This is a genomic window from Prochlorococcus marinus str. NATL2A (assembly GCF_000012465.1).
Classification (GTDB): Bacteria; Cyanobacteriota; Cyanobacteriia; order PCC-6307; family Cyanobiaceae; genus Prochlorococcus_B; species Prochlorococcus_B marinus_B.
Genome location: NC_007335.2, coordinates 1,043,690 through 1,064,776 on the forward strand (window position 1 = coordinate 1,043,690; position 21,087 = coordinate 1,064,776).

At 33.8% G+C, this 21,087-nt stretch carries 41 protein-coding genes; 16 read left to right on the forward strand and 25 right to left on the reverse strand.

The window, feature by feature from the left end; all coding sequences use genetic code 11:
• Nucleotides 1–89: 89 nt before the first annotated feature.
• Genes PMN2A_RS11030 through PMN2A_RS10675 form a run of 3 tightly spaced genes read left to right on the forward strand, consistent with a single transcriptional unit; the run spans nt 90 to nt 524 of the window.
• Nucleotides 90–218 (forward strand): hypothetical protein, encoded by a 129-nt coding sequence (locus PMN2A_RS11030; RefSeq protein WP_263892371.1) that lies wholly within the window; start codon nt 90–92, stop codon nt 216–218.
• A 4-nt stretch (nt 219–222) separates the two neighbouring features.
• Nucleotides 223–357 (forward strand): hypothetical protein, encoded by a 135-nt coding sequence (locus PMN2A_RS11035; RefSeq protein WP_011295009.1) that lies wholly within the window; start codon nt 223–225, stop codon nt 355–357.
• The gene (locus PMN2A_RS10675) at nt 354–524 is read left to right on the forward strand and encodes a hypothetical protein (RefSeq protein WP_011295067.1); all 171 of its coding nucleotides are present in this window, start codon (nt 354–356) and stop codon (nt 522–524) included. Before PMN2A_RS11035 ends, PMN2A_RS10675 begins: the two co-directional genes overlap by 4 nt.
• 108 nt (nt 525–632) lie before the next feature.
• Here PMN2A_RS10675 and PMN2A_RS05755 read toward each other — a convergent pair whose 3' ends face one another.
• Both PMN2A_RS05755 and PMN2A_RS05760 read right to left on the reverse strand, forming a co-directional pair.
• The gene (locus PMN2A_RS05755; RefSeq protein WP_011294636.1) at nt 633–878 is read right to left on the reverse strand and encodes a hypothetical protein; all 246 of its coding nucleotides are present in this window, start codon (nt 876–878) and stop codon (nt 633–635) included.
• A gap of 70 nt (nt 879–948) precedes the next feature.
• A complete protein-coding gene (locus PMN2A_RS05760; protein ID WP_011295120.1) occupies nt 949–1,158 on the reverse strand; it encodes a hypothetical protein in 210 nt (69 codons plus the stop codon).
• A gap of 141 nt (nt 1,159–1,299) precedes the next feature.
• Here PMN2A_RS05760 and PMN2A_RS05765 point away from each other — a divergent pair, with 141 nt between their 5' ends.
• Entirely contained in the window at nt 1,300–1,512 is a 213-nt protein-coding gene (locus PMN2A_RS05765) for a hypothetical protein (protein WP_011295118.1), read from the forward strand.
• Between the two features lie 51 nt (nt 1,513–1,563).
• On the opposite strand, the gene PMN2A_RS05770 is transcribed toward PMN2A_RS05765, so the two are convergent.
• The 4 genes from PMN2A_RS05770 to PMN2A_RS05785 all read right to left on the reverse strand — a co-directional run bounded on the left by PMN2A_RS05770 (nt 1,564) and on the right by PMN2A_RS05785 (nt 2,898).
• Nucleotides 1,564–1,746, reverse strand: a complete 183-nt coding sequence (locus tag PMN2A_RS05770; protein WP_011295001.1) for a hypothetical protein — start codon at nt 1,744–1,746, stop codon at nt 1,564–1,566.
• Nucleotides 1,747–1,962: 216 nt separating this feature from the next.
• The gene (locus tag PMN2A_RS05775) at nt 1,963–2,214 is read right to left on the reverse strand and encodes a hypothetical protein (RefSeq protein ID WP_225866289.1); all 252 of its coding nucleotides are present in this window, start codon (nt 2,212–2,214) and stop codon (nt 1,963–1,965) included.
• A gap of 10 nt (nt 2,215–2,224) precedes the next feature.
• The gene (locus PMN2A_RS05780; protein ID WP_225866290.1) at nt 2,225–2,380 is read right to left on the reverse strand and encodes a hypothetical protein; all 156 of its coding nucleotides are present in this window, start codon (nt 2,378–2,380) and stop codon (nt 2,225–2,227) included.
• 59 nt (nt 2,381–2,439) lie between these two features.
• Nucleotides 2,440–2,898: a hypothetical protein gene (locus PMN2A_RS05785; RefSeq protein WP_011294638.1), complete on the reverse strand. Its 459-nt coding sequence runs from the start codon at nt 2,896–2,898 to the stop codon at nt 2,440–2,442.
• A gap of 158 nt (nt 2,899–3,056) precedes the next feature.
• On the opposite strand from PMN2A_RS05785, the gene PMN2A_RS10680 reads away from it, so the two are divergent.
• Nucleotides 3,057–3,224, forward strand: a complete 168-nt coding sequence (locus PMN2A_RS10680) for a hypothetical protein (protein ID WP_011295171.1) — start codon at nt 3,057–3,059, stop codon at nt 3,222–3,224.
• Between the two features lie 14 nt (nt 3,225–3,238).
• On the opposite strand, the gene PMN2A_RS10685 is transcribed toward PMN2A_RS10680, so the two are convergent.
• Nucleotides 3,239–3,379, reverse strand: coding sequence for a hypothetical protein (locus tag PMN2A_RS10685; protein ID WP_181414053.1), 141 nt, complete (start codon nt 3,377–3,379; stop codon nt 3,239–3,241).
• Nucleotides 3,380–3,544: 165 nt separating this feature from the next.
• Here PMN2A_RS10685 and PMN2A_RS05790 point away from each other — a divergent pair, with 165 nt between their 5' ends.
• A complete protein-coding gene (locus tag PMN2A_RS05790; RefSeq protein ID WP_011294639.1) occupies nt 3,545–3,823 on the forward strand; it encodes a hypothetical protein in 279 nt (92 codons plus the stop codon).
• 148 nt (nt 3,824–3,971) lie between these two features.
• On the opposite strand, the gene PMN2A_RS05795 is transcribed toward PMN2A_RS05790, so the two are convergent.
• Entirely contained in the window at nt 3,972–4,304 is a 333-nt protein-coding gene (locus tag PMN2A_RS05795) for a hypothetical protein (protein ID WP_011294640.1), read from the reverse strand.
• A gap of 492 nt (nt 4,305–4,796) precedes the next feature.
• On the opposite strand from PMN2A_RS05795, the gene PMN2A_RS05800 reads away from it, so the two are divergent.
• Nucleotides 4,797–5,126 carry a DUF3303 domain-containing protein gene (locus tag PMN2A_RS05800; protein WP_011294641.1) on the forward strand — a complete coding sequence of 110 codons (330 nt, stop codon included), beginning with the start codon at nt 4,797–4,799 and terminating at the stop codon, nt 5,124–5,126.
• A 112-nt stretch (nt 5,127–5,238) separates the two neighbouring features.
• On the opposite strand, the gene PMN2A_RS10690 is transcribed toward PMN2A_RS05800, so the two are convergent.
• Nucleotides 5,239–5,409: a hypothetical protein gene (locus tag PMN2A_RS10690; RefSeq protein ID WP_011295011.1), complete on the reverse strand. Its 171-nt coding sequence runs from the start codon at nt 5,407–5,409 to the stop codon at nt 5,239–5,241.
• A gap of 121 nt (nt 5,410–5,530) precedes the next feature.
• Entirely contained in the window at nt 5,531–6,085 is a 555-nt protein-coding gene (locus PMN2A_RS05805; RefSeq protein WP_011294642.1) for a hypothetical protein, read from the reverse strand.
• A 257-nt stretch (nt 6,086–6,342) separates the two neighbouring features.
• Here PMN2A_RS05805 and PMN2A_RS10120 point away from each other — a divergent pair, with 257 nt between their 5' ends.
• From PMN2A_RS10120 to PMN2A_RS10695, 3 genes are all read left to right on the forward strand, one after another.
• Nucleotides 6,343–6,477, forward strand: a complete 135-nt coding sequence (locus PMN2A_RS10120; RefSeq protein WP_011294643.1) for a photosystem I reaction centre subunit IX PsaJ — start codon at nt 6,343–6,345, stop codon at nt 6,475–6,477.
• Between the two features lie 243 nt (nt 6,478–6,720).
• Nucleotides 6,721–6,915 carry a hypothetical protein gene (locus PMN2A_RS05810; protein WP_011295131.1) on the forward strand — a complete coding sequence of 65 codons (195 nt, stop codon included), beginning with the start codon at nt 6,721–6,723 and terminating at the stop codon, nt 6,913–6,915.
• A gap of 1,043 nt (nt 6,916–7,958) precedes the next feature.
• Nucleotides 7,959–8,123 carry a hypothetical protein gene (locus PMN2A_RS10695; RefSeq protein WP_155105423.1) on the forward strand — a complete coding sequence of 55 codons (165 nt, stop codon included), beginning with the start codon at nt 7,959–7,961 and terminating at the stop codon, nt 8,121–8,123.
• A 22-nt stretch (nt 8,124–8,145) separates the two neighbouring features.
• Here the strand turns inward: PMN2A_RS10695 and PMN2A_RS05815 are convergent, their stop codons facing one another.
• The 4 genes from PMN2A_RS05815 to PMN2A_RS05825 all read right to left on the reverse strand — a co-directional run bounded on the left by PMN2A_RS05815 (nt 8,146) and on the right by PMN2A_RS05825 (nt 10,009).
• Complete coding sequence (locus tag PMN2A_RS05815) at nt 8,146–8,451, reverse strand: hypothetical protein (protein WP_011294644.1); 306 nt, start codon at nt 8,449–8,451, stop codon at nt 8,146–8,148.
• Nucleotides 8,452–8,762: 311 nt separating this feature from the next.
• Nucleotides 8,763–8,960 (reverse strand): hypothetical protein, encoded by a 198-nt coding sequence (locus PMN2A_RS05820; protein ID WP_011295109.1) that lies wholly within the window; start codon nt 8,958–8,960, stop codon nt 8,763–8,765.
• 111 nt (nt 8,961–9,071) lie between these two features.
• Nucleotides 9,072–9,218, reverse strand: coding sequence for a hypothetical protein (locus tag PMN2A_RS10700; RefSeq protein ID WP_011294645.1), 147 nt, complete (start codon nt 9,216–9,218; stop codon nt 9,072–9,074).
• Nucleotides 9,219–9,718: 500 nt separating this feature from the next.
• Entirely contained in the window at nt 9,719–10,009 is a 291-nt protein-coding gene (locus PMN2A_RS05825; RefSeq protein ID WP_011294646.1) for a hypothetical protein, read from the reverse strand.
• 663 nt (nt 10,010–10,672) lie between these two features.
• On the opposite strand from PMN2A_RS05825, the gene PMN2A_RS05830 reads away from it, so the two are divergent.
• Both PMN2A_RS05830 and PMN2A_RS05835 read left to right on the forward strand, forming a co-directional pair.
• Nucleotides 10,673–10,879 (forward strand): hypothetical protein, encoded by a 207-nt coding sequence (locus PMN2A_RS05830; RefSeq protein WP_225866291.1) that lies wholly within the window; start codon nt 10,673–10,675, stop codon nt 10,877–10,879.
• An 85-nt stretch (nt 10,880–10,964) separates the two neighbouring features.
• The gene (locus PMN2A_RS05835; RefSeq protein ID WP_011294647.1) at nt 10,965–11,246 is read left to right on the forward strand and encodes a hypothetical protein; all 282 of its coding nucleotides are present in this window, start codon (nt 10,965–10,967) and stop codon (nt 11,244–11,246) included.
• A gap of 84 nt (nt 11,247–11,330) precedes the next feature.
• Here the strand turns inward: PMN2A_RS05835 and PMN2A_RS05840 are convergent, their stop codons facing one another.
• The 8 genes from PMN2A_RS05840 to PMN2A_RS05875 form a co-directional block, all read right to left on the reverse strand.
• Entirely contained in the window at nt 11,331–11,456 is a 126-nt protein-coding gene (locus PMN2A_RS05840) for a chlorophyll a/b-binding protein (protein WP_011294605.1), read from the reverse strand.
• Nucleotides 11,456–11,602 carry a high light inducible protein gene (locus PMN2A_RS05845; RefSeq protein ID WP_011294648.1) on the reverse strand — a complete coding sequence of 49 codons (147 nt, stop codon included), beginning with the start codon at nt 11,600–11,602 and terminating at the stop codon, nt 11,456–11,458. The genes PMN2A_RS05840 and PMN2A_RS05845 overlap by 1 nt, the downstream gene beginning before the upstream one ends.
• Nucleotides 11,602–11,721, reverse strand: a complete 120-nt coding sequence (locus PMN2A_RS05850) for a high light inducible protein (RefSeq protein WP_011294968.1) — start codon at nt 11,719–11,721, stop codon at nt 11,602–11,604. The genes PMN2A_RS05845 and PMN2A_RS05850 overlap by 1 nt, the downstream gene beginning before the upstream one ends.
• A gap of 34 nt (nt 11,722–11,755) precedes the next feature.
• The gene (locus PMN2A_RS05855; RefSeq protein ID WP_011294349.1) at nt 11,756–11,971 is read right to left on the reverse strand and encodes a high light inducible protein; all 216 of its coding nucleotides are present in this window, start codon (nt 11,969–11,971) and stop codon (nt 11,756–11,758) included.
• A 655-nt stretch (nt 11,972–12,626) separates the two neighbouring features.
• Nucleotides 12,627–12,992, reverse strand: coding sequence for a hypothetical protein (locus PMN2A_RS11075; RefSeq protein ID WP_011294649.1), 366 nt, complete (start codon nt 12,990–12,992; stop codon nt 12,627–12,629).
• A 247-nt stretch (nt 12,993–13,239) separates the two neighbouring features.
• The gene (locus PMN2A_RS05865; RefSeq protein ID WP_041711201.1) at nt 13,240–13,422 is read right to left on the reverse strand and encodes a hypothetical protein; all 183 of its coding nucleotides are present in this window, start codon (nt 13,420–13,422) and stop codon (nt 13,240–13,242) included.
• Between the two features lie 603 nt (nt 13,423–14,025).
• Nucleotides 14,026–14,448, reverse strand: a complete 423-nt coding sequence (gene arfB / locus PMN2A_RS05870) for an alternative ribosome rescue aminoacyl-tRNA hydrolase ArfB (protein WP_011294651.1) — start codon at nt 14,446–14,448, stop codon at nt 14,026–14,028.
• A gap of 9 nt (nt 14,449–14,457) precedes the next feature.
• Nucleotides 14,458–14,946: a hypothetical protein gene (locus PMN2A_RS05875; protein ID WP_011294652.1), complete on the reverse strand. Its 489-nt coding sequence runs from the start codon at nt 14,944–14,946 to the stop codon at nt 14,458–14,460.
• Nucleotides 14,947–15,284: 338 nt separating this feature from the next.
• Here PMN2A_RS05875 and psbA point away from each other — a divergent pair, with 338 nt between their 5' ends.
• The 3 genes from psbA to nei all read left to right on the forward strand — a co-directional run bounded on the left by psbA (nt 15,285) and on the right by nei (nt 18,154).
• Entirely contained in the window at nt 15,285–16,367 is a 1,083-nt protein-coding gene (gene psbA / locus PMN2A_RS05880) for a photosystem II q(b) protein (protein WP_011294225.1), read from the forward strand.
• Nucleotides 16,368–16,572: 205 nt separating this feature from the next.
• Entirely contained in the window at nt 16,573–17,199 is a 627-nt protein-coding gene (locus PMN2A_RS05885) for a hypothetical protein (RefSeq protein WP_011294653.1), read from the forward strand.
• A gap of 109 nt (nt 17,200–17,308) precedes the next feature.
• Nucleotides 17,309–18,154: an endonuclease VIII gene (gene nei / locus PMN2A_RS05890; RefSeq protein ID WP_011294654.1), complete on the forward strand. Its 846-nt coding sequence runs from the start codon at nt 17,309–17,311 to the stop codon at nt 18,152–18,154.
• Between the two features lie 81 nt (nt 18,155–18,235).
• Here nei and PMN2A_RS05895 read toward each other — a convergent pair whose 3' ends face one another.
• From PMN2A_RS05895 to PMN2A_RS05905, 3 genes are all read right to left on the reverse strand, one after another.
• Nucleotides 18,236–18,709, reverse strand: coding sequence for a PAP/fibrillin family protein (locus tag PMN2A_RS05895; protein WP_011294655.1), 474 nt, complete (start codon nt 18,707–18,709; stop codon nt 18,236–18,238).
• A 528-nt stretch (nt 18,710–19,237) separates the two neighbouring features.
• Nucleotides 19,238–19,597, reverse strand: a complete 360-nt coding sequence (locus PMN2A_RS05900; protein WP_011294657.1) for a hypothetical protein — start codon at nt 19,595–19,597, stop codon at nt 19,238–19,240.
• Nucleotides 19,598–19,844: 247 nt separating this feature from the next.
• On the reverse strand, nt 19,845–20,105 hold the full coding sequence (locus tag PMN2A_RS05905; protein WP_041711204.1) for a hypothetical protein: 261 nt from the start codon (nt 20,103–20,105) through the stop codon (nt 19,845–19,847).
• A gap of 582 nt (nt 20,106–20,687) precedes the next feature.
• Between PMN2A_RS05905 and PMN2A_RS05915 the strand changes: the two genes are divergently transcribed.
• Entirely contained in the window at nt 20,688–20,870 is a 183-nt protein-coding gene (locus PMN2A_RS05915; protein ID WP_011294660.1) for a hypothetical protein, read from the forward strand.
• Nucleotides 20,871–21,087 lie beyond the last annotated feature (217 nt).

The following is a 21,087-nucleotide window of genomic DNA, read 5'->3' on the forward strand; positions in this document are numbered from 1 at the left end:
TTTGATGGCTTTTTTATATAGGTAACCGAACAAAACAAGCTCTCGCTAAATAAATAATTGAAACATCATTAATTGATTGAGTCAAAACTATGTCTGAAGAAACAAAGTCTAAAATCAGAATTTTTCTTCCATTTAGTTGGTTCATCCCAGCTCTTATTTCTTTTGGAGTGATCAATTTTCATCAAATCTCAGCTGGCATCTCACCAATATCCATTTAGTACTATGTCATCACACATCCCTGAGTTCTATGAATCAATAGTTGAGGCTTCAAACAGAGGAGAGTTGTGGGGACTTGATCAATTTTCCAATAACACTAATCAACTTGAGATCAACTTCGATCCTACTGTTTATAAATGATGCAAGACTTCGATAAAATAAATCCTCTAAACCAGAAAGATAGAGAATTACTTTCTGATTTAAAATCTACCTTTGACCTTGGGACACAGACAATTATCGGCCAGGATGAAGATGAGATAATTGATGACCTTATTGATTTAATGGCAGAAAAAACTGAAGAACAATAATTAACCTTGAACTCTAATTTATTTCTTTGAATTTAGGTAATTGAAATTGTAAGTATGACTAAAATACAAATAATTAAATGATACTTCCGAAAGTCAAAAAGCAATCATTTAGCTATTAATTTTATTCCAAATAATTTCGGCATCTCTGAGGATATAGATAGCCTCTTTTCTACCAACGGCTTTTTCTGCATCATTCATTAACTTAATGTACCTCTCTCTCAATGCCTGCTTTTCCATGACAACTTTGGTAAACATATGAAGCTTTTCATGTTGATCGTCTACTTTGCTATTGACTACATTCTTTATGAAGCCATGTGGGGACCTAGCTTTTACCCGAACATTGTGTCTACTCATTTAACTAAATCTTGGTTACTGATTTATCAATAATTATTCTGCGAAGGGATATTATCAACCGCGTGTAGGGTTAACCTCCAATATTGTTCACATTAGAAGCTTTACTTACTTCGATTCCATAGTCTTTGGCAAGTTCAATCAACTCTTGCATTGATAAATCAACGAGATAGCTACGAATACATTGATAAGCATTAAAACTTTCAATACTTCTTCTCTCATTAAACATTGCACGAGAAATTCTTAAGGCTAAGGCTTCTTTAGTGAAGAGTGCACAAAACAACTATTTAGATATTATTCAAATTCAGGATATGTTCGTGTACAAATTATATTAAAAAAATCAAAAAACAAGACCAACATAGTCCTGCTCAAAGTCACACTCTCAAAATTGACCTTTTAATATTTTGATTTAGATGAATTAACGATGGTAGAAGCAAAGAGAAACAAAAAACTTGGATTCATCCCAAAGACCTCCAAGACTTCAGAAAAGAAGGAGTTAATCAAAGAACCAAAAGGAAGGCTTATCTCATGGTCTCCTTGGCCTCCTGCTAATTTTAAAACTCGTTACCCAGCATTCCCTTTAGTTACGACTGTTTTGATTTTAATAATTTTACGCTGGTTAACATTGGCTAATTAAATTAATTAATTAATAGCACAAGTGAAATGTTATATAAGGAATGTAGGTAATTCAAAAGTGAAAATAAGGTATTTCTCTAGGAGGAGCAGAACGCATAGAACAGATACCAAATTGCAAACATTCCATCACATCATCATCATATTTTGGCTTGTAATTAGAGAACAACTCAGACATTTCATTCTTCTGGGTAGGAACTCCAGAAAAATTATCAAACAATTGCTTTGAAAATGGCATAGTTAGAGATCTAAATAACCTTTTTAATTTCTACTCATTTTGGTTAAATAAATCTATGGGGAGGAACACTCAAGTATTTATACAGTCAAGGAAAGCTACTTCAATATATGTAGGTCAATTTTCTAGCGCTTTGCTTAAAATACAAATGTTTTATTAATGCGAAGTAATTTTTTCTCCACGCTCTACTCTATCTATCTCAATGTACAAACAATTAAACTATTTTGATTTTTCTCTTTGAGTAAAACCATCAGGAGATTGAAGATATGAAGTTTGGCCTAAATAGGGATCTTCACCAAAAAGATCATTCATCTGCATTTCTGTCATTTGGCTAGGAGCTTGAACAATTTCACTTGAATCTGACTCTTTAAGCGATAAATCTATTTCAACTGCATTAAGAGCAACAGGACAGACAATCAAAAGAAGACCAAGAGAGAAAGAAACAATTCTGAATAGCAATGAGTCATTCATTCTCATGAACTTACCTATCGGAAGAATCGGAACTATCAACTTGCTCAATAGTCTCATCTTGACTTGCTTTATTCTTATTTGATAGAGAGCATCCACCTTCACCCCATGCCAAAACAGGAGCTGTCGTAAAAGAAAAGGCTAGTATTAAAGGAAGAATTTTATTCATAAGTACAAATAAGAAACAAATCAATATTAAACCCTTTTCAGAAAGTCCGTTTAACTAAGTTAATTCATATCCATTTCCATTTCATTCATAGGAACCTCACTCTGATCATTATCTAATGGTCCTTCACTAATTTCAGGCAAATTTTCTTCGATTACTTCAGGTAAAGATGGTTCAATAACTATCCCAAGAGGATTATCACCATTGTCTTCTAGAATTGAGGGCTCATCTAATAGTGACTTGTCTTCTTGATCAATCAGTAATTCTGATTCTGTTAAAAGATTATTATCTTCGCTCGCTATTCTTTCACTATTATCCTTTATTAGTAATTTCGAAAGATCAACAACGTTTATGATTACCGACTTCTGACCTTCATACATATCTTGTATCAAATTAATTATTTCCCCAGATTTTGTGGGTTGGGAAATAAATGCAAAACAAGTCCAGCCAGCCAGAATAATTGAGATTAAGACAATAGAAATAAAAGCAGAATACATCGCTCTTATTATTGTTTTGATCATTCGGGAACTTTAGATATTGTTAAATCTAGGCACGTCATTTAATACTTAAAACGGCCTCTTCACACCCTGTAAAGGCGTATAAATACTTTGCGGTTTACTCTCTAGTTTTTGACACCTGATTAGAGTAGAAATGTAAAGAGTAATTAAGGAGTTTAATTATGTCTTTTAATCCATTCAAACCTGTAATTCACAACATCCAAGCAATATTCAACAGTAATCTTCAAACTGAAAAACAACGAAAGGACGATGAACAGGAATGTTTACAGTTTGGGATTTGTGCTGTTCAAGCCCAATCACCTAGACCAGAAGAGTTGTATTTTGGATAAAAATAAATCCAGCATCATGCGACTTCAGGAATATTTTCAATAAATTCATCTAATTCATGAAATTTTCGTTCTAAATAAATGATCTTTTTGGTTTCAGTCATTTCATCAGAATAAAATTTTACTGGCAAATGAGAAAGCAGGGTATCACCGCTCATCAATCAATTTCAACTTAATTTTCAATCTATTAAACCTAATAATCTAAAAAAGCCAATCCCTACAGCTATTAAAATGTTGTATGCCTAATTTAAAATCTTCAAATAATTTCAAGAAAAACAAGTTGCTCAAAATGTAAAAATCTTGATAGAAAAAACTATTGATTATTGAAACAGAATAAATACTTAAGTGTTTATTCTCTAGGTATCATTCACCCAATAGGAGTAGAAATAAAATGTGGATCTTCGAGCGTGCTTATGTCCTACGGAAATCGATTTGCTCAATTGTCTACAGAGGCTGCTGAAAATGCTGCTCGTCTTGTTCTTAGTCAACTATCTGAAAGACTCAGCTTTTCAAAACATCCATCAAATAACGATGAAGAAATGGAGTGTTTGCAATTTGGTATCTGTTCTTATCAAGTTCAACCACAAAGAGTAAATTTCTAGAGGTCATCAAATGAAATACACTGAACTACTTTTAATATTTTCGTCATTGTCATTGACGTTTTTAGGTTTCTCTTTTCTCGCTATTTAAGAAAGAAGAAACCTTATAAAATATTAGACTGACAATTCTATCGCTGAATAGATTAGTAAATCATTGATTATCAGAGTCCTCTAAAAGATCAGAATATTCTGAAAACTTTGCTATCGGCAACTCGGACGCGCTATTTGTTGATCTCACCAACAAAGCAGTTAATTCTGCTGTCCTTTTATTATTAGCAACATTGTTACCGTGAGCTGAAACTGCTGCTCCAGCCAAAAGGGCAGAGATTGGCTTCCACCAAGGTAAAGACTTTAAGTCATTCTTTTGAACTTCAGCCAAGAAGAACCCTAAACCAAACAAAATACCAAATACAGCTCCTGACCAATGGCATATTTCGGCGGAAATAGATGTGCTTTTTTCAGCAGCAATAATTTGGTCTTCCATCAGGTAAAATCGAAAGCTAAGATTGTGATTACTTATTCAATATAAAAGCACTTTTTAAATCTAATGAACATAAGTAATTAATCCGATACAAGTCAGCCGTGTAAAAAAGGATGAATAATATCTAATAAAAAACAAGCAAAGATATTCCTAAAAAAGAAAAAGACAATGAGAAAAAAATCAAAAGTAATTCAGTTGTTTTCATTACCACTCAGAATCTTCTAAAAGATTTGAATATTGTTCGTAGTTGAAGAAAATATCCTCTTCTAATACTTCTTCTAATGAGACCCTATTGAAGTAAGTCATTGCTAATTGTTTTGTTTAATTCTGTGGTACTTCAAACAAAAGTGTGCGTGAGTGATATTCGGTTTACATGGTTCGGTTCGATTTATTCATTGCTATACATTTTTACCTTCAGCCAGACCAAGAGATAGCTTTAATGAAGCTAATTAGCTTATAAACATGATTAGTGATCAGCTAACAATTTTTTATTAGATGTGTTGTAATGAATTTTTCTTAGTAGTTAATGCAACTTATTTAATTCATTGGCAATTTCCTGATCAAGAAGCACATAAGAAAGGGGCCGACGTCTTTGCTCAATATGTTGAAAGTGGTTGCGAATCAGACAAGTTTGAAGGTTTTGAGGTCATAAACAGAGTCGTAAATCCTGAAGAAGCTAGTGGATGGGCGATTGTCAAAGCATCCGACCAAAAAGCAGTTTGGAAATGGTGCCAGCCTTGGTGTAAAGGATTTGGGAATAATGTTGAGGTAATTCCTGTTCTTACTGATAGTGAACATCTTGCTGTTCATAAAGAGTTGGGTTAGCAATCAAAGTCTTAAAAGTTAGAGGGGTCTGCCCCCCTTGATAATTTGGAATGGAAGCAAAAAATTAAAAGATATTTCTCTCAAAAGCAATTATTAATGAACACAGAAAGGCTTAACTCAGATGAAACACCTTATCGCTAAGTACAAAAATCAAAAGACCTATGGAACTCATTGCAAGTAGAATCCCACCAAAAACAAGCGTATTGTTTTTTTCAGGTTGTTGTTCAAGAACTTTTTGAACATTTTTGGTATTTGTTTTTTTTGCCTTCTTTTTCTTACTCATCAGCTTTAGAGTTATTTTTTTGATGAACTGAAACTATATATAGACACAACTTTTCATAGCACCCACCATTTCTTCTAATACCAATATTATTTGAGAATTAATGGTTTTAGAAAAATACACTTCATTTGCCAACAATTTTGACTTGCCCCATTTTTAAACCAGTAATTTCAGATAAATCCTTTTTAAGCTTTTTGGAAGTTTTCCTTTTAAGCATTCTAAAATTCTGAGCAACGGTGCTTCCTTCAGAATTCTGACCAATGACTGAGAATAAGAAATTTTTACCTTTTCCTACTTGAGATCCTAGACGACCTCCTCCATAAACACCTCCAAGGAGAGCTGGTATACATAAAATTCCTGCACTTGCACCACATACTGCAATGCCCACAAATGCTCCTGTATAGGTCCCGCCAGCGGCACCTGCAACACCGAGGAGAAGATTATCTTCTTGTCGGACCGAGTACCACTGCGAAATATTATCTTTAGGGATAAAATCGGTTGGTCCTAAAAACCCCTCCTCTGAAAGAGTTATTTGACAATTAGAAACCTCAATACTTGAGTCGACATTACTTGCAGTGGATTGATCAATATCACATAAGGCCTTATATACTTCTGCCTTTGTAGCGACTGGAGACAATAATCCTACGATTAGCAGAGGAGAGAGTAACAGTTTCACCATTTATTACGTGAGTCGAAGTCACGATATTTTTTAGTTACTTTTTGATATTACCCAACGGATTTAATTCGACCACCTAAAACTCATAAAACTATCAAAGTAGTGTTTTCACACCCCCACTAGTTAATAAGAGGATTTATAACTATACTTAAGAGTTGTAATTAAGTTTTACTCCTTTCCATACACAAGAAAAGATATGGTTTAACTCAAATGCTTTCGAAAAACTCAAAAACTTTGTCTTACATACACTTAAATTTTCAATGTTTAAAATCTTTCGTACAAAATGGTTTAGATCCGCACCTGTTCTTGCAACACTATGGCTTTCAAGCACTGCTGTCATCCTTATTGGTGTAAATAGCTATTTTCCTGACTATTTATTTATGCCCATGAGTTGACGTAGTATTTGATCCTGAGCAAATACTTACACAATTTAAATTAACTTACGATTCACAAGTATATGGTGGTCAAAGTTTTTAGCAATTTTATTGGAGGAATTAGGACTTTCCCAATACCTTGCTGCGGATTCAAAAAAAATGACATATGTTAGTGACTGTGGTGACGTAGTTATTAATGATTCCAATCTCTATCAATAACTTTTGCTAAGCCGATATTTCAAATTTTATAATCTCATATAAATTTTGGCTGACCAACATAAATTAAAGATGCAAATCACACCTCTAGCATTGGCTTTCTCAGAGTGGGGAATTGGTAGATTCCCACTGGATTTAATTGTTTTCCTATCTGTAGTACTGATTTTTGCTTTGCCAGCGGGTATTAATCGAAAAAAGATTTTTGTTGAAGGTGATGCATTTACAACTAGGCTGAGAAACTAGAAAGAAAATGATAATTGACCTTAGAAATCAGCAAGAGATATCAAAAATATAGATAGTTGTCATTTAACAGAGAAACCCAACAGGAAAAAGTCGCAAGATAAAATCGTAAAACGATAAAATTCACCTGATTATGAATCTCTTGAATAGTCAGTGAAATGTTTTATTTTCTTCAACTCAGAGCACTTTTTTGGCTCATAGACGATGTCATTTTTAACTAATTAAGTTGGGTGAACAACTATGGTTAAAATGATTTCCATTTAGTTAGCCTGCTATAACAACTTAAAGGCAACATTCCTCTCAACATTGCTTAGGCGAGGTAGTGGCATCCCTAGTAGACATACATTCTACAAATTAAGATTTTGACTTTCCTAAAAGGGTGTATAGAACAAATAGGCCGGATTATTGATGATTGTTTTTATTGACCATGACAAATACATTTACCCCCCTTCCAAGCAGAGCATTTCTTCTTTTTGCATTTCTTCTTTTTCTTCTTATCTCCCATAAGAGTTGAAATTTATTATTTGATTTTAATAGATGGAAATTTGTCTACTTCGAGTACCAATTTTATCAGCAATAGGAAAAACACTGTAATAAATAAGTTGAATTCAATTTTTATTGGTTGTAATACTCAAACAATAAAAAATCAAAAAACAGTAACCTCAACAGCCACAAAAATAGACTATGTCTAATTTCTAAACATGTTTTTTGGATGATGTTTTGGCAAAACCTCCTTTTTTAATTGTCCTAAGAGGCAACATATGATCTGTCCTCCTTTTATCTCAGCCTTTATTTGAAAAAGTTCAATAGCCTTCTGCTAAGGCGAATTATTTCAAATTTTTCAAATCATAAAATCAAAAAATTCCAGAATGAAATCTGTCATTTTGTCTCACATTCCATATAAAAAAGAAGGTGAGATAAAAAGTTACTGGCTAGTGAAATAGCTGCAATGATTGGTGTTACGACATAAAAAGTTCATATTGTTACATTAAATACAATCAAATTTGATTCTTTGATACATCCTTCTATCCATCGACTTGATGATCATGACCAAAAAACTTACCTATCGGTACGCATTCACATTATTGAAAATGAAGAATGCTGAAGGCAGAAATGAATATATGGATTTAGCCAAAGAAGCCAATCTCATATGGCATCAAATAGTTAGCCAAAAATCTAAATACACGCCTCGAATTAACTGCAGAGCATAGTTAATTTATAAATTTTGTTTAATCAAGCGAAAGCAGGATTATTCTCAACAACATTATTCTTTGGATTTTTAATCAACTGAAGGAATTGATTTTTAACAAACGATCCAAAGCCAAGATCAATAAGGATGTGCAACACAAGGGAAATGCAAAAAACTACATAAAAAATTAAATGACAAATGAAAATATTTATAAAATCATTTTTTTCCTTTGATTCGGTTTCGTTCAACTTTGATGGGACAAAATCAGCAAATGCATTTACACCTGCTGATTCAACCAAGCCAAACGGCATTAATTCCTGATCTTTTACTGTTGGAGCAGCAGCAGTCATAACAAAAGCTCAACTGGATCTACCTTACTTTCTGATTTATAAGTTTGGCTTATGTCTTGATGATATCGTTTTAAATCTTGTTCAAATAAGCCATCGTTTGCAGATCTTTCTGCATCATCATTGGAACTTTTTGCACATCAAACCTTTTTTTTATTTTAGAAATCTTTTTTTTCAAGAAAGCTGTAATGGACATAACATCGTTTAAATTGCTTCTATTAAATCGATAGACCAAAAAGATTCAATCGGTAAGAATTACCAACAAAAAATTGGGGGCTAATGCCCCCTAAACAAATTACTGCAACTTCCAAATTCTATTTTGTAAAAAGAGAGCTCTTTACTCCAGCTTGTTCCCACTTCTTAATTATTGGCCTTAGGAATGACATGGGTAGGGCAGTCAAAACTGCAAATGAAACAACAAGAATTAAGTCAGTAGTGAAATGATTTATTCCAAGATCTGTTCCAGCAAGCCATAACCAAGGAAATGCAGAAACGAATAAAGTAGTTAACATAGATTCTCTTCAATTAATCCAAATCATATAATTAAATTCTGTTCATTTTATTCATTACTTCGTAAAAATTATCACAATCTGTTCTCATCATCAGGAATGGATTTACTTGGACTAGAACACTCCTGGAATAATTTGTCCAGTAATTGCATATGCACCAATGCCAGAGATAACTCCAATCATGGCAGCCCAGCCGTTATATTTTTCAGCCTTGTCTGCATTGAAATTCGAGGAAAACCATTGATTGATTGTTTCTTTCATTTGTTCATTAAACTTTTAACTCAAGAGTAATAAAAAATCATATAAATTCAGTCGCAATAGCTACATCCATAAGTCAGTAGTAGTTATTACAGCTATAAATAATTCATATGACTACTTTATTATGGTAATAAAGTAGTCATTATAAAGTAGACAGTTTAGACTTAACTTAAATTGAAAAAGTAATTCTTAAGGAATCATTTAATATGATTTGCTTTTGTTGGTGATTTTATTAAGTGAAATTAAGGCTAAGTCATAAGAAGATAAACCAACCTGATTTACAAAAGAATCAAGATTAACTATTTTTTTTTGTTAGTAATAATTACTTTTGGGATTTCCATTCAAATTTCCTATGTATATTTTTACTAAAAGCTAAATTTATGTGCTTTCAATAGACATAAAGACACTTTAATAAGTGTTCGTTACTAACAACTATAATTTTAGTTGCTAGTAAATCTGATTTAAAACTCAGAACTTCTAACTAAAAAAAATAATTGTTCATCTCAAAATGATTCATCAGTTACCTCTTGATTTTTTGTTTTTTTCCTTTTTGTTTTTTGAAGCTTATAACCAAACTCAATGAGTTGATGATATGTCAATTTAGTTTGCAGAGCACTTAAAGAGAGACGTTTTTCATCATCTTTTTGAAGATAAAAATTTCCTCTATTATTATTATTTGTCTCAATAGTAATAAACTCTTTTCCTTTCTTAAGAATCCAAGGCTCTTTTAAATAATTATCGTCCCCCTCTTTCAGATCCCATGGAACTGGTACTGACTTTTTCTTTAATGGCATTCTAAAAAATTACACCCCATATTTTTTATTTTACACTCAAATCATGAGATAATCCAGTTAACGCTATTAATGCTCCAAACTATTGTGATAATAACGAGTATCTAGTCGTATGGAAATTAGATTTTTATTAGTATTTACGAAGGCTTATTTAGACCCATCTTTTTCTTGGACACTATTAATTTAGAGGTTATTGCATTTAGCCTGTTCTCATATTCTCTTTATCTGTGGATTTAAATTTTTAAATCTCATCGCCTCGGAGGAAACAACCATCAAGAACTCGTGATGGAATTTATAAAAATACTGAAACTAATACGTCATTAGCGATAGTAAAAAATTTAGTCCTAACAGCTATATTTTTACTTTTGCCTAAATCTCTTCACTACACTTGAATTAATCGTAAGATTCACAAATCATTATAAATACACAGAAAATTTTACTGTCGAACTTTGAAAGGTTTGATGGTTATGAGATGGCCAGTAAAAAGTACATAGTTCCTAAAACCGAACAAACATCTAACACACTCTCAAAACCTTCAAGACAGAATAATTAAGTGTTGGATTAATACCAACTAGAGATAGGAATGGTGTCCTGTATACCACCCTTCCTCTTCTCGCTAAATATTTATAGCATTTATTTTGAATGAGAAGCCATCACAACAGCAAATTGAATTTCTCACATGCACCTTACAAAAAAAAATCTGCGCTAAATAATGTAGATAGAGAGATAAGAATGGGTGAAATTAGGCTCAAATATGTGCAACTTATGAGAGATGCTCATTCGTTTCTAGGAGACGAAGATGCAAATATTTTGATCAAAGAATCAAAGGATATATGGGACAACCTTAGTAATTCAAAAGGGTTAGAAGTTTAAATATCTTTGCAAAATAGTTAGTTGAGATAAACAATGAACGCGAACAATCTGTTGTTTCAATAAGAAAAAGTGGCATGATTAGTTCATGAACCGTTTAGATGAACTAAAAGCTTTACTTAATAGCTTTTTCAACAGGGAAGAACCTAACAGAAGAGAGATGAAAAGAGTTTTTCAATGGAGAAGGTATCTTGACTGGAAAAATTTAACGCCAGAAGAGAAGCTCTCGACTAAAAGATTTTTATTCATCCCTGTATTTGCTTATCTAATAATTGAGATCTTTAATAAGAATTTTTCATTGATTGTTCTATTCCTTATTGGTTATGTGATTTATAAGAAATTTGAAAGAGGGAGTATTGTAAAAAAGTAAATTATTCTGCGTCTAAAGCAATAAAAAGGCCTCTTCCGTAATGACAGAGAAGAGGCCTTTTTTTATTTGATTTGAAAGGTAGGACTATACAATTCCTGGGATGATCCAGCCTGTAATTCCGTAATTAATGACTGCTGCAAAGAAGCCCATCATCGCTAGACGACCGTTCATTTGCTCTGCTGTTTTCCAGTAGTTAGTTTCTTTGTTCATTACACAACACCTGGGATAATTTGACCTGTTGTTAGATATGCACCGATGAGTGCCCAGCATCCAACAAAAGCTGCGTAGCCATTGAGTCTTTCTGCAATGACTTTGCCTTCTTCTACTCTTGGAGTTTCAGTCGTTTGGTTTTTCATTAAACAACACCTGGGATAAGTTGACCGGTTGTTAGGTAGATACCTGTTAGAAGAACGAATGCCATCATGGCTGGTCTGCCGATGCTTCTTTCTAGGATTGTTTTGTTAGATGGTTGCATTGTTTTTAATAGTTACTTATTAGTAGTTATTGGTTTAGAAAATTCCAGGAATGATTTGACCTGTTGTGAAGTATGAAACCAAAAGGCTGACCATCCCGATCATTGCCCAACGGCCATTTGTCTTCTCAGCTTCTTCTGGATAGCTGGTGTAGTCCTCTACAAGCTGTGGCTGTGTTTCACGGCCAAAGATGTTTTGCTTGCCGTACTCAGTGATTACCTGAGAAGAAGCTGCGTTGGAAGAAGTTGTCATTACTGGGATTGCGTTGATGTGAATGAATGTAAAGTATGAATTTTCTAAATGAAAGATACGGTCGGGTACGGCTTCTTCTAATAATCAATAAAAATAAGTCTCAAACACTAAATACAACAACTACTTAGAGAGATATTGATCCAATGATTAGATCTATTGATGACTCTAATAAGTATAAATAGCCCGAACTGGATAGCCCTACTTCAACCGTCCTACTACTATTAAAAGCTTCTATTATGTTTTATTCATCTTTTTTAAATCTACTAAACCAGACTTTTAGTCATGCTTGCAATCAACAAAACTACTGCTGCAAAACTAATCATTCTCTGGAATCTTCCTGCACTACTTTTATTAGCTAGTGCTTATGAAGTTGGTACTACCGTATTTGCTTAACTCACAATGACATCATCTAAAAACAGCCCAAAAAATTGGTCCGAGTGGAACAACGCGAAGCATTTCACTGATTATTCAAGAGATTCAGGCACAGGCAAATTTGTTCGCTTTACGATTGCTGCCTTACTCTTCGTTCCTGTTGGGTTCCTTGCTTACATGACAACGATCTAGGTTATTAAAGCAACCTAAAACAATTGATTGAATATTTTGCTTCTACTAACCGTAACAGATAAAGTTTTAATTACCACTTAAAAGGAAGCGTCTACAAATTATTTATCTCTTTGTTCGAGGAGGTTCCCCATTGACATGAGAGTTCACATTCAGTCAATTTTGTTTGTTCAAGACGACTTAATATCCTAGCCATATCGACAGAGGAGAGACTTCCATCAGTATTCCATTTGAGAGTTGTTTTACGCTGAAATGGGATTTTCTCCTTTGTTTGTCCAGAAGGAAGAAATTTAATAGTATTGTTTTCGATAAAATCTAAAAATGATTTAGCACTGTGTAGGTCCCCAGTGTAAGTGCATTGATTTGCAGAACAAGCTCTAAAGATTCGGCCCGACAATCCATCTAAGCAATGAATTGATCCACCATTAACAGTTACATGGAAAGGTTTTCTAAGCGACATAGCTAGTACTCCATTCCTACAATGACAAGCATTTTTGTATCAACCATTACAAAATGACAATAAGTCTTAATGCTCAATCAGTCATTCCAGGCAATATCACCAAATTCCTAGTCAGCTCTGTATGAACTTATTTGCTCTAGATATTTAATCGTTATATATTTATTTTTGCAGCGCTGCGCTGAAAAATTGTCGAAGCTGTTGATCATACTTGGGCAACAAACTGCAAGAGACTATTCAATCTATCCTTTTATTTGTAGTAATTCACAAGATCAACAATAAGAACAGCCAAAAGAACTCCTCCAAGAATGAAGGGCAGAAAAGGATATTTGGCTGAGAGAGTGCTTATAAAACCAGCTTTCTTTTCCTTTTGCTTTATCTTCTTTTCTCTAGGAGGTAATCCCAACTCTTTTCTTCTTTTGGCTTCTCCCATATTTAGTAAAAAAAGGTCTGATGCTCCAAGATAATTCAACTTTGAAACTAAGCCTAAAAAAAATAAGAAACTCTACTTTTATTAAAGTATTAGAAAGACATCTTTAATGGTGATTTTAATATCAGTTTAATTAGGGTAACTCTAAAAGGTTCTTAATACTTAGAGATCTTCCCAAGTATAACCGTCGTAATTTTTGAGCCATTTGATTTAGATCTTTATAAGACCATATTTTTGTCTTTGTCTGATCTAAAAAATTTTTATTAGCAAGTGTCATATATTGAATAGATTTTGAGTAATGTAATATATGCCTCTTGTGTAATTTAGGCTTCTCAACCTCAGGCCACTTATCATCTACAAAAGATGATATCCAGACCTATCGATTAGCAGATATAAATCATTATCTATCTATGTAAAAATTTTTCTTCTCCCAATAAAGGCAAAGAAAAAAATCTCCCAATATTGAAGTAACGACTAAAAATATTTACATGTATAAATGGTATCAGCGTAAACCGATAAAAGGGCTAAGTTGACAATCTTATCAACTCATGAATTTCATCTATAACTGATATTTTAAACGATTTTGTTCTATTCCTTCCTTAGGTTTTAATAATCAATATTTGATTGCCTATTCCTTTTTAATTCACCTCTTTTCTTCTTTGACTCAATTCTCCTCCTCTGTGATGAGCGAGTAGGTATTGTCTCCCTTCTTGTCTTTGGAGGTGGCTTTAAAAGATCTCGTAAGGTTGAAGTAAGTCTATTTATAGCTAATTGTCTATTTTGATATTGTGTTCTTTTATCTTGAACAGCTATACAAATACAACCATTAGAAAGCTTGACTTCATCCTGAATTGAGATTCTAAATTTCTGGTATGGAGTTAAAGTTTTTGATTCAGATACGTTAAATACAATTTCAGCTCGACTGTCTGCCTTATTTACGTTCTGTCCACCAGCTCCTGATGATCTAGAGAATCTCCACTTTATTTCATTACCTGGTATTTCAAGATTAGAATTAATCCTAAGATTCATTTGTCTACTTTATCCAGCCAATCGAAGTGAGCTCATTTCTAATGGATTAGGCTTTTTGGGTTCTTTAATCTCATTCGGAGAAAAGAAAATGGATGACTGAGCATTGGTTACCTCTCGACATTTTTTATTAGGGCCACAAACAAATAAATATGTATCCACATCAACACTTGCATCTGGAAGCTTTATGCAAGTAGCTCCGAAGTTCTTTTCAAGCAATACCCACATTTTCTTTTTATCTATACATTCTTGGAAGAGGTCATTAGGATTATTTTCACTAATAACACCTCTTACATTTAAAACAAAATAACGATTAATAAAAATTTCTTTTGCTTTAATTTCAGACTCTTTGCTAGATATTCGTGCCATATAATGGCAGTCATCTAAAACGTATTCCTGACTATCTAATTTAGATAGTATCCATCCAATATCTTTCGAACTTACCCCTTTCTCAATAAGAAAAAATTCGAATGCTCGTTTATCAGTAGGACCTCTCCCCATTTAAAAGGTTCCAACAATTTGTTATTGATTATGACACATAGAACTAATTTGGTTCAATAAACATCACCCTCAAAACGTTTACAAACGAATTAGTTCTTTAAATAAAAAAACGAGCACTTTCATCAGTCGATGAAAGATTAAATAGAGAAACAAAAGAGAGATTAATGATTGGATAAGAAAAAATTATTCGTACCAGCAGATTTACTAATTCCCTTTGAAAAAATTTTGGTGTGTTTACCCATCCGATATATCTGATTTAGAAGCTAAATTCCATTTGTCAGATTTTTTATCTGATCTTATTTATTGCTCTCTCGAGCAAATACTTAACGCTCTTTTTCATGACCACCATTCAGCAGCAGCGTTCTTCGTTGCTCAAAGGTTGGCCACAATTCTGCGAGTGGGTTACTTCCACCAACAACCGTATCTATGTCGGTTGGTTCGGTGTTTTGATGATCCCTTGCCTTCTTGCGGCAACAACTTGTTTCATCGTTGCATTTATCGCTGCTCCTCCAGTTGATATCGACGGTATCCGTGAGCCAGTAGCTGGTTCATTCATGTATGGAAACAACATCATTTCTGGTGCTGTTGTTCCTTCAAGTAACGCTATCGGCCTTCACTTCTACCCAATCTGGGAAGCAGCAACTCTTGATGAGTGGCTATATAACGGTGGCCCTTACCAGCTTGTAATCTTCCACTTCCTTATCGGTATCTCTGCATACATGGGACGTCAGTGGGAGCTTTCATACCGTTTAGGTATGCGCCCATGGATCTGTGTTGCTTACTCAGCTCCTGTATCAGCAGCTTTCGCTGTATTCCTTGTTTACCCATTCGGTCAGGGTTCATTCTCTGATGGTATGCCTCTAGGAATTTCTGGAACATTCAACTTCATGTTCGTTTTCCAGGCTGAGCACAACATCTTGATGCACCCATTCCATATGGCTGGTGTAGCAGGTATGTTCGGTGGTGCTTTGTTCTCTGCAATGCATGGTTCTTTGGTTACTTCATCACTTATCCGTGAGACCACAGGACTTGATTCACAGAACTACGGTTACAAGTTTGGACAAGAAGAAGAGACATACAACATCGTTGCAGCTCATGGCTACTTCGGTCGTTTGATCTTCCAATATGCAAGCTTCAACAACAGCCGTAGCCTTCACTTCTTCTTGGCTTCATGGCCAGTGATTTGTGTTTGGTTGACATCTATGGGCATCTGCACCATGGCGTTCAACTTGAACGGTTTCAACTTCAACCAGTCTGTAGTTGATACTTCAGGCAAGGTTGTACCAACCTGGGGTGACGTACTTAACCGTGCAAACCTTGGTATGGAAGTAATGCACGAGCGTAATGCTCACAACTTCCCACTTGACCTAGCAGCTGCTGAGTCTACTTCTGTAGCTCTTGTTGCACCTGCAATCGGTTAAGTCTTTAACTTGATTTTCTTAAAGCCCTCTTTTTGAGGGCTTTTTTTTTGACCTTTTAGGTTTAGTAAAATAAAAGGAGAGGAACAAGAAATTCTTTATATGGCGTTGTAACTGTTAAGTCCTATATCTCAACCTCTATGCAAAACCTATTAGAGGTTTATAAAGAAATAACTGTTTACTACTCATCTTCACTTGGCTCCGCGAAATGAATATATCTAAATTTCTATTAATTGATGCTGTATTAGTAATTGCAGCAATCCCACTTATTTTTTTTGTTTCAGGTGGCAAAAGAAAGTCTCCATTTTTACGAAGTTCAAGTAAAGAAGAATTATTGAGAAAGGCCTCAGGCAAACTCCCTGACAAAGAAAAGCTTAGAGAACTTGAAAAATTTGCAACAGAACAAGGTAGTGGAATTGAATTTGATTCAATTATTGGAATTTGGAAATTTATATCAATATGGAAAAAAGACATCGACGAAGAAGATCCCATTTTTAGTTCATTGCTTAGAGTCTTCTCTGCAAAAATAGAGTTCAGGAAAGACCTTTTAACTAAAAATTCAACTGAATTGTCTGTTATCGCCTCAATTCAATTTGGACTGTTCAGTATAGGGTTTTCAGGAACTGGTTATTTAAAAGGAAAACAACCTTTATTACCATTCTGTTTAAATCTAATTGAACTCAAAGCGGGTTCAGATATTTTATTGAGAAGATCTCTTAAAGAACAGGAAGACAAGGAGAAGTCTTTTTTTGCCATGATTGCATTAGAAGAAAACGAAGAATTACTTTCAGCCAGAGGTCAAGGAGGTGAAGTCGTGATTTGGTTGAAAGATTGAATTCAAGAGCAAAGAAGATCAGATTAATCTTTATAGTCATTCATGAATTTTGTATAACCATCTAGTTGGACGCATTTAAATTGAATACTGTTTAAAATTGAACTTTTAAATGCCCGAAGGACCAGAGATTAGACGAGCTGCAGATAAGATAAGTAAAGTTTTAATTGGCGAAGAAATTATTGAAAGTAATTTTTACTATGAACGAATAAAGGAGAAAGAGGAGATAGTCAAAAACCAAAATATCAAAGACATAACAACTAGAGGAAAGGCAATGCTTATCCGATTCAAGAATAATTGGTCAATGTATAGCCATAATCAGTTATATGGAAGATGGACAGTAAATTTAAATACAACAAAAGTCAAATCAAGAAGAGCTCTTAGAGTAGTTTTCACAACAAATAAACATGCTGTTAGATTGTGGTCAGCGACAGATATTGATTTAATTCCAACAGATGAAGAGAATGAACATTCATTCTTAAAAAAAATTGGGCCTGATGTCCTGAGTGAATCTTGCAGTTTAGATTTAATAGAAGAAAGATTAACGTCAACAAGTTTCCATAAAAAGAAAGCCTCAACTTTGATGCTTGATCAGGCTTTCTTTGCTGGATTAGGTAACTATCTTCGCTCAGAAATCTTATTCGATGCAAAAATACATCCAGATGATAGACCGTTTGATCTTGATAAAACGAAAATTACCCAATGGGCAAAATCAATAAAAAACATCTCACAGTTAGCCTATAAAACTGGAGGTTTTACAGTCTCAAAATCATTAGCAGATAGAAACAAAGAGAATGGAGAGCCAAGAAGATCTTATAGACATGCTGTTTTCATGCGACACCAATATGAATGTTTAAATTGCAAGGATCGTATAGAAAGGAAATGGTATGGGAAAAGGAAAGTTGATTATTGTCCGAGCTGTCAAATTCAAAGAGGTAAAATCAAACCCACCAAATAATGGTTTTTTTAGCACTTGGCGAATAACAAAAATTTAAGACAACATATGTTTTTGATGAACATATATAAAAGGTAGACGTACTTAATTGTTTATAGGATTAAAAAAATCGGCTATCAAAAGATCCTCTCTTTTTAGCAACGCAAACGTTGTCCCCTTATAGCCTCTACATACTCGCAATTTATCAGTCAAAACGGTTGTATCTAGCCAACCCGTTTGAGCTGTTTTAATTTCCGATAAAAAGACCATATTTTTACCAAACACCTGTGGTCCTATTATCCCTGCTTTTTCAAAGGTAACGTTTATGCGTTTTTGATCAATAATATCCAACTTTGCCAAGATATTAGTCGATAAAAGTTTGCCAAGAAATCCCTTAGGGCTCAGAAAGTTAAGTGCTCTGCTTTTGTCTAGGTCTAATATTTGAAAATTATTTAATAACGGAGAATAATTTAGAACAGGAGATTTCGAGCTACTCCACCTCAATTCCCAGACACCCATAAGTCTCTCAAATTGATTTGGTATGTCTACAGCAGATTCAAATTCCGATAATTTAATCAAATTTTCTATTTTTTTTTTGATTTTGGCGATTTCTCAAGAGTTTCTATTAATTTTGAAATGCTATTCATGATTTAACCCATTGATTATTAAAATAAAAATGATGATAAAACTGCTTCTCTGAAGTAGAGAGAGTGAAATAATTTTCAGTCTCTCTACTCGAACAAATGAAATATGTGAACTTTTTAAGGGTTATTATTAAAGTGTTCTTGTTCACATTTTTTTTAATCTTATTAGATAAAACTAACTTCTGAAAGGAGAGTTATAGTAGGCTTTATTAACGGTATAAAGAGTATACAGAGAAACAGCTATACCTAAAAAGCCAACGACTAAAATTGGTGAAAAAGATGGGAAAGAATAGGTAGGAATTGAAGTCATAATGAGCGATAGATTTACATTTACGTTCTAAAAGATCTAAATTTCAGATGCCAGGGGTTTTCACGGTAGTAAATCACGGTTAACCCTCCAATGGATTAAGCGGGAGAGAGGAGGTAATAGCCCTCTTTTTTTTATTATTTATGCTTTGGAGTCTTAAGAAGTTCTTTCTTTAAATTGGTCAGGTATTGGAAAATCCTCTCGTATTTGTTTTAAACGTTTTTTGTAAATAGTTTCATAATCTGGATCACGGCTTTTATATGCGTTGTAATTTTGCCCTTCAAAATCTTCTTCTTTAATTAATTCTTCTACTTGCTTAATAAGGTCTCTATAGATATTTGCTCCTACTTTCTGTTCTTGAGTAAGTTCGCTTCCGTGAGAATCAGCGTATTGAATAATCCCTTTGTAAGTAAAAAGCCATTGTCTCCTTGCCAGTGGATCTAATGCGATAACTTCTTTAACTATAAAACTTGTACAAAGTTTGAACTTTACTTCTAAATCGTTAGTGTCAATCACAAAGGAAGAAAATTATCGCCTCTGAATTGTAGATGGAAATTTCAAATTCATTCATTCGGTTTGAATCCCTCAACAGAAATAGTTTTAATTTCATTATCAGTTGAGTGATATTGATTCATTTTTTTCTTCATCTCCGAGTTACTAGCCAAGGGAAATACTCCAAGTGCCGCAATAAATGGGAACAGAGTTTTTATTGTTTTCATTATTTTTCCAGCAAAACGATCTCTTTAACCTACATGACTTTTTCTTAATCAATAAGCTCAAGAGAATAGACAGTATCTTCGTATCCATTTGCCTTATCCCACTCCTTCATCTCTGGAGTACTTGTAGCGTCAGCAAAACCATCGTGATCTATGACTTGAAGTATTAAGTGACTTTTACCGTCATTTACTTTAATGAGTTCATATTCTATGACGTACTTATGACCTTCCTCTTGATGGAAGTCAGCTACAAATTTCTCGAAAGATTCAAAAGGACAGGTAAAGGTAGAAACGATAAGGGTATTCATGAAGACTACGTGATTATTTTCAACAGCTTTGCACAATCACCTTGAAATTTCTGCTCGGAAGGATATCTCTTCATCCTCTTCTGACATTTCAGGATAAATGATACCTTCGGCTCTACAAGTATGGGTTGGTGAATTTCATTAGCATTTCATGGCCTCTTCGATGATAGAAATCTCTCTTGTGTTTCTTCTAGTAAGTCCACGCAGGTCTAATTGAAAACGTATTACCTCCAATGCAAGCTTGTTAAATCGAAAGGTGGCTTGAACATATCCATGTGAGTAATCAGATTCAAAATATCCAAAACCTTTCAAGCCTTTTACGAGTAAATAGCTATCAAAAATTTTGCTGTACCACCTGATCAGCATACTGTTATCCATAATGTCAGCGATAGCTATACGGGATATGGTCTTAGTTCTTACAGCAAAGTAATCATTAAGGTCTTGGTAAATAGGTAAATAGAATTTCATTAATCCTTTCTAGCTGATCTTAATCTCATAACAAATGTAATATGTAATCTCCATTTTAAGGCTATAAAAAACATAGGAGGCTTAATAGCTTCATTTAATTTATAGGACTATTGATCGATGGTTTCATTTGCTAGAGCAAGAACAAGATCATTACTATCAAGGCTATGGCCTGTAACAGAAAAAAACCTCAACAATCAAACAATTGAGTCGCACAAGTCCAAAAAGCTGATTGAAGATATTGCCGAGCAAAACAAGTGTTTCCTAGAAGCAAGCAAGAATGGTGGGATGTGGTTTTCTTAGAACATTGACTTAAAGACAGAGTGGAGACCTATATCTCAATGATATGGGCGTAAGGATTAGGGCCTGAGATCAAGCTCTTCAAAAACAAGATAATAGTTTTTGTTGAATTTATTTAATTGGAATCACCAAAATAGATAAAAAACTATTTTGGTGATTCTTTAAACCTGCAAAGTATTGAAACTTAAAATATCGAATTCTTTTAAAAGAAATAAATTAT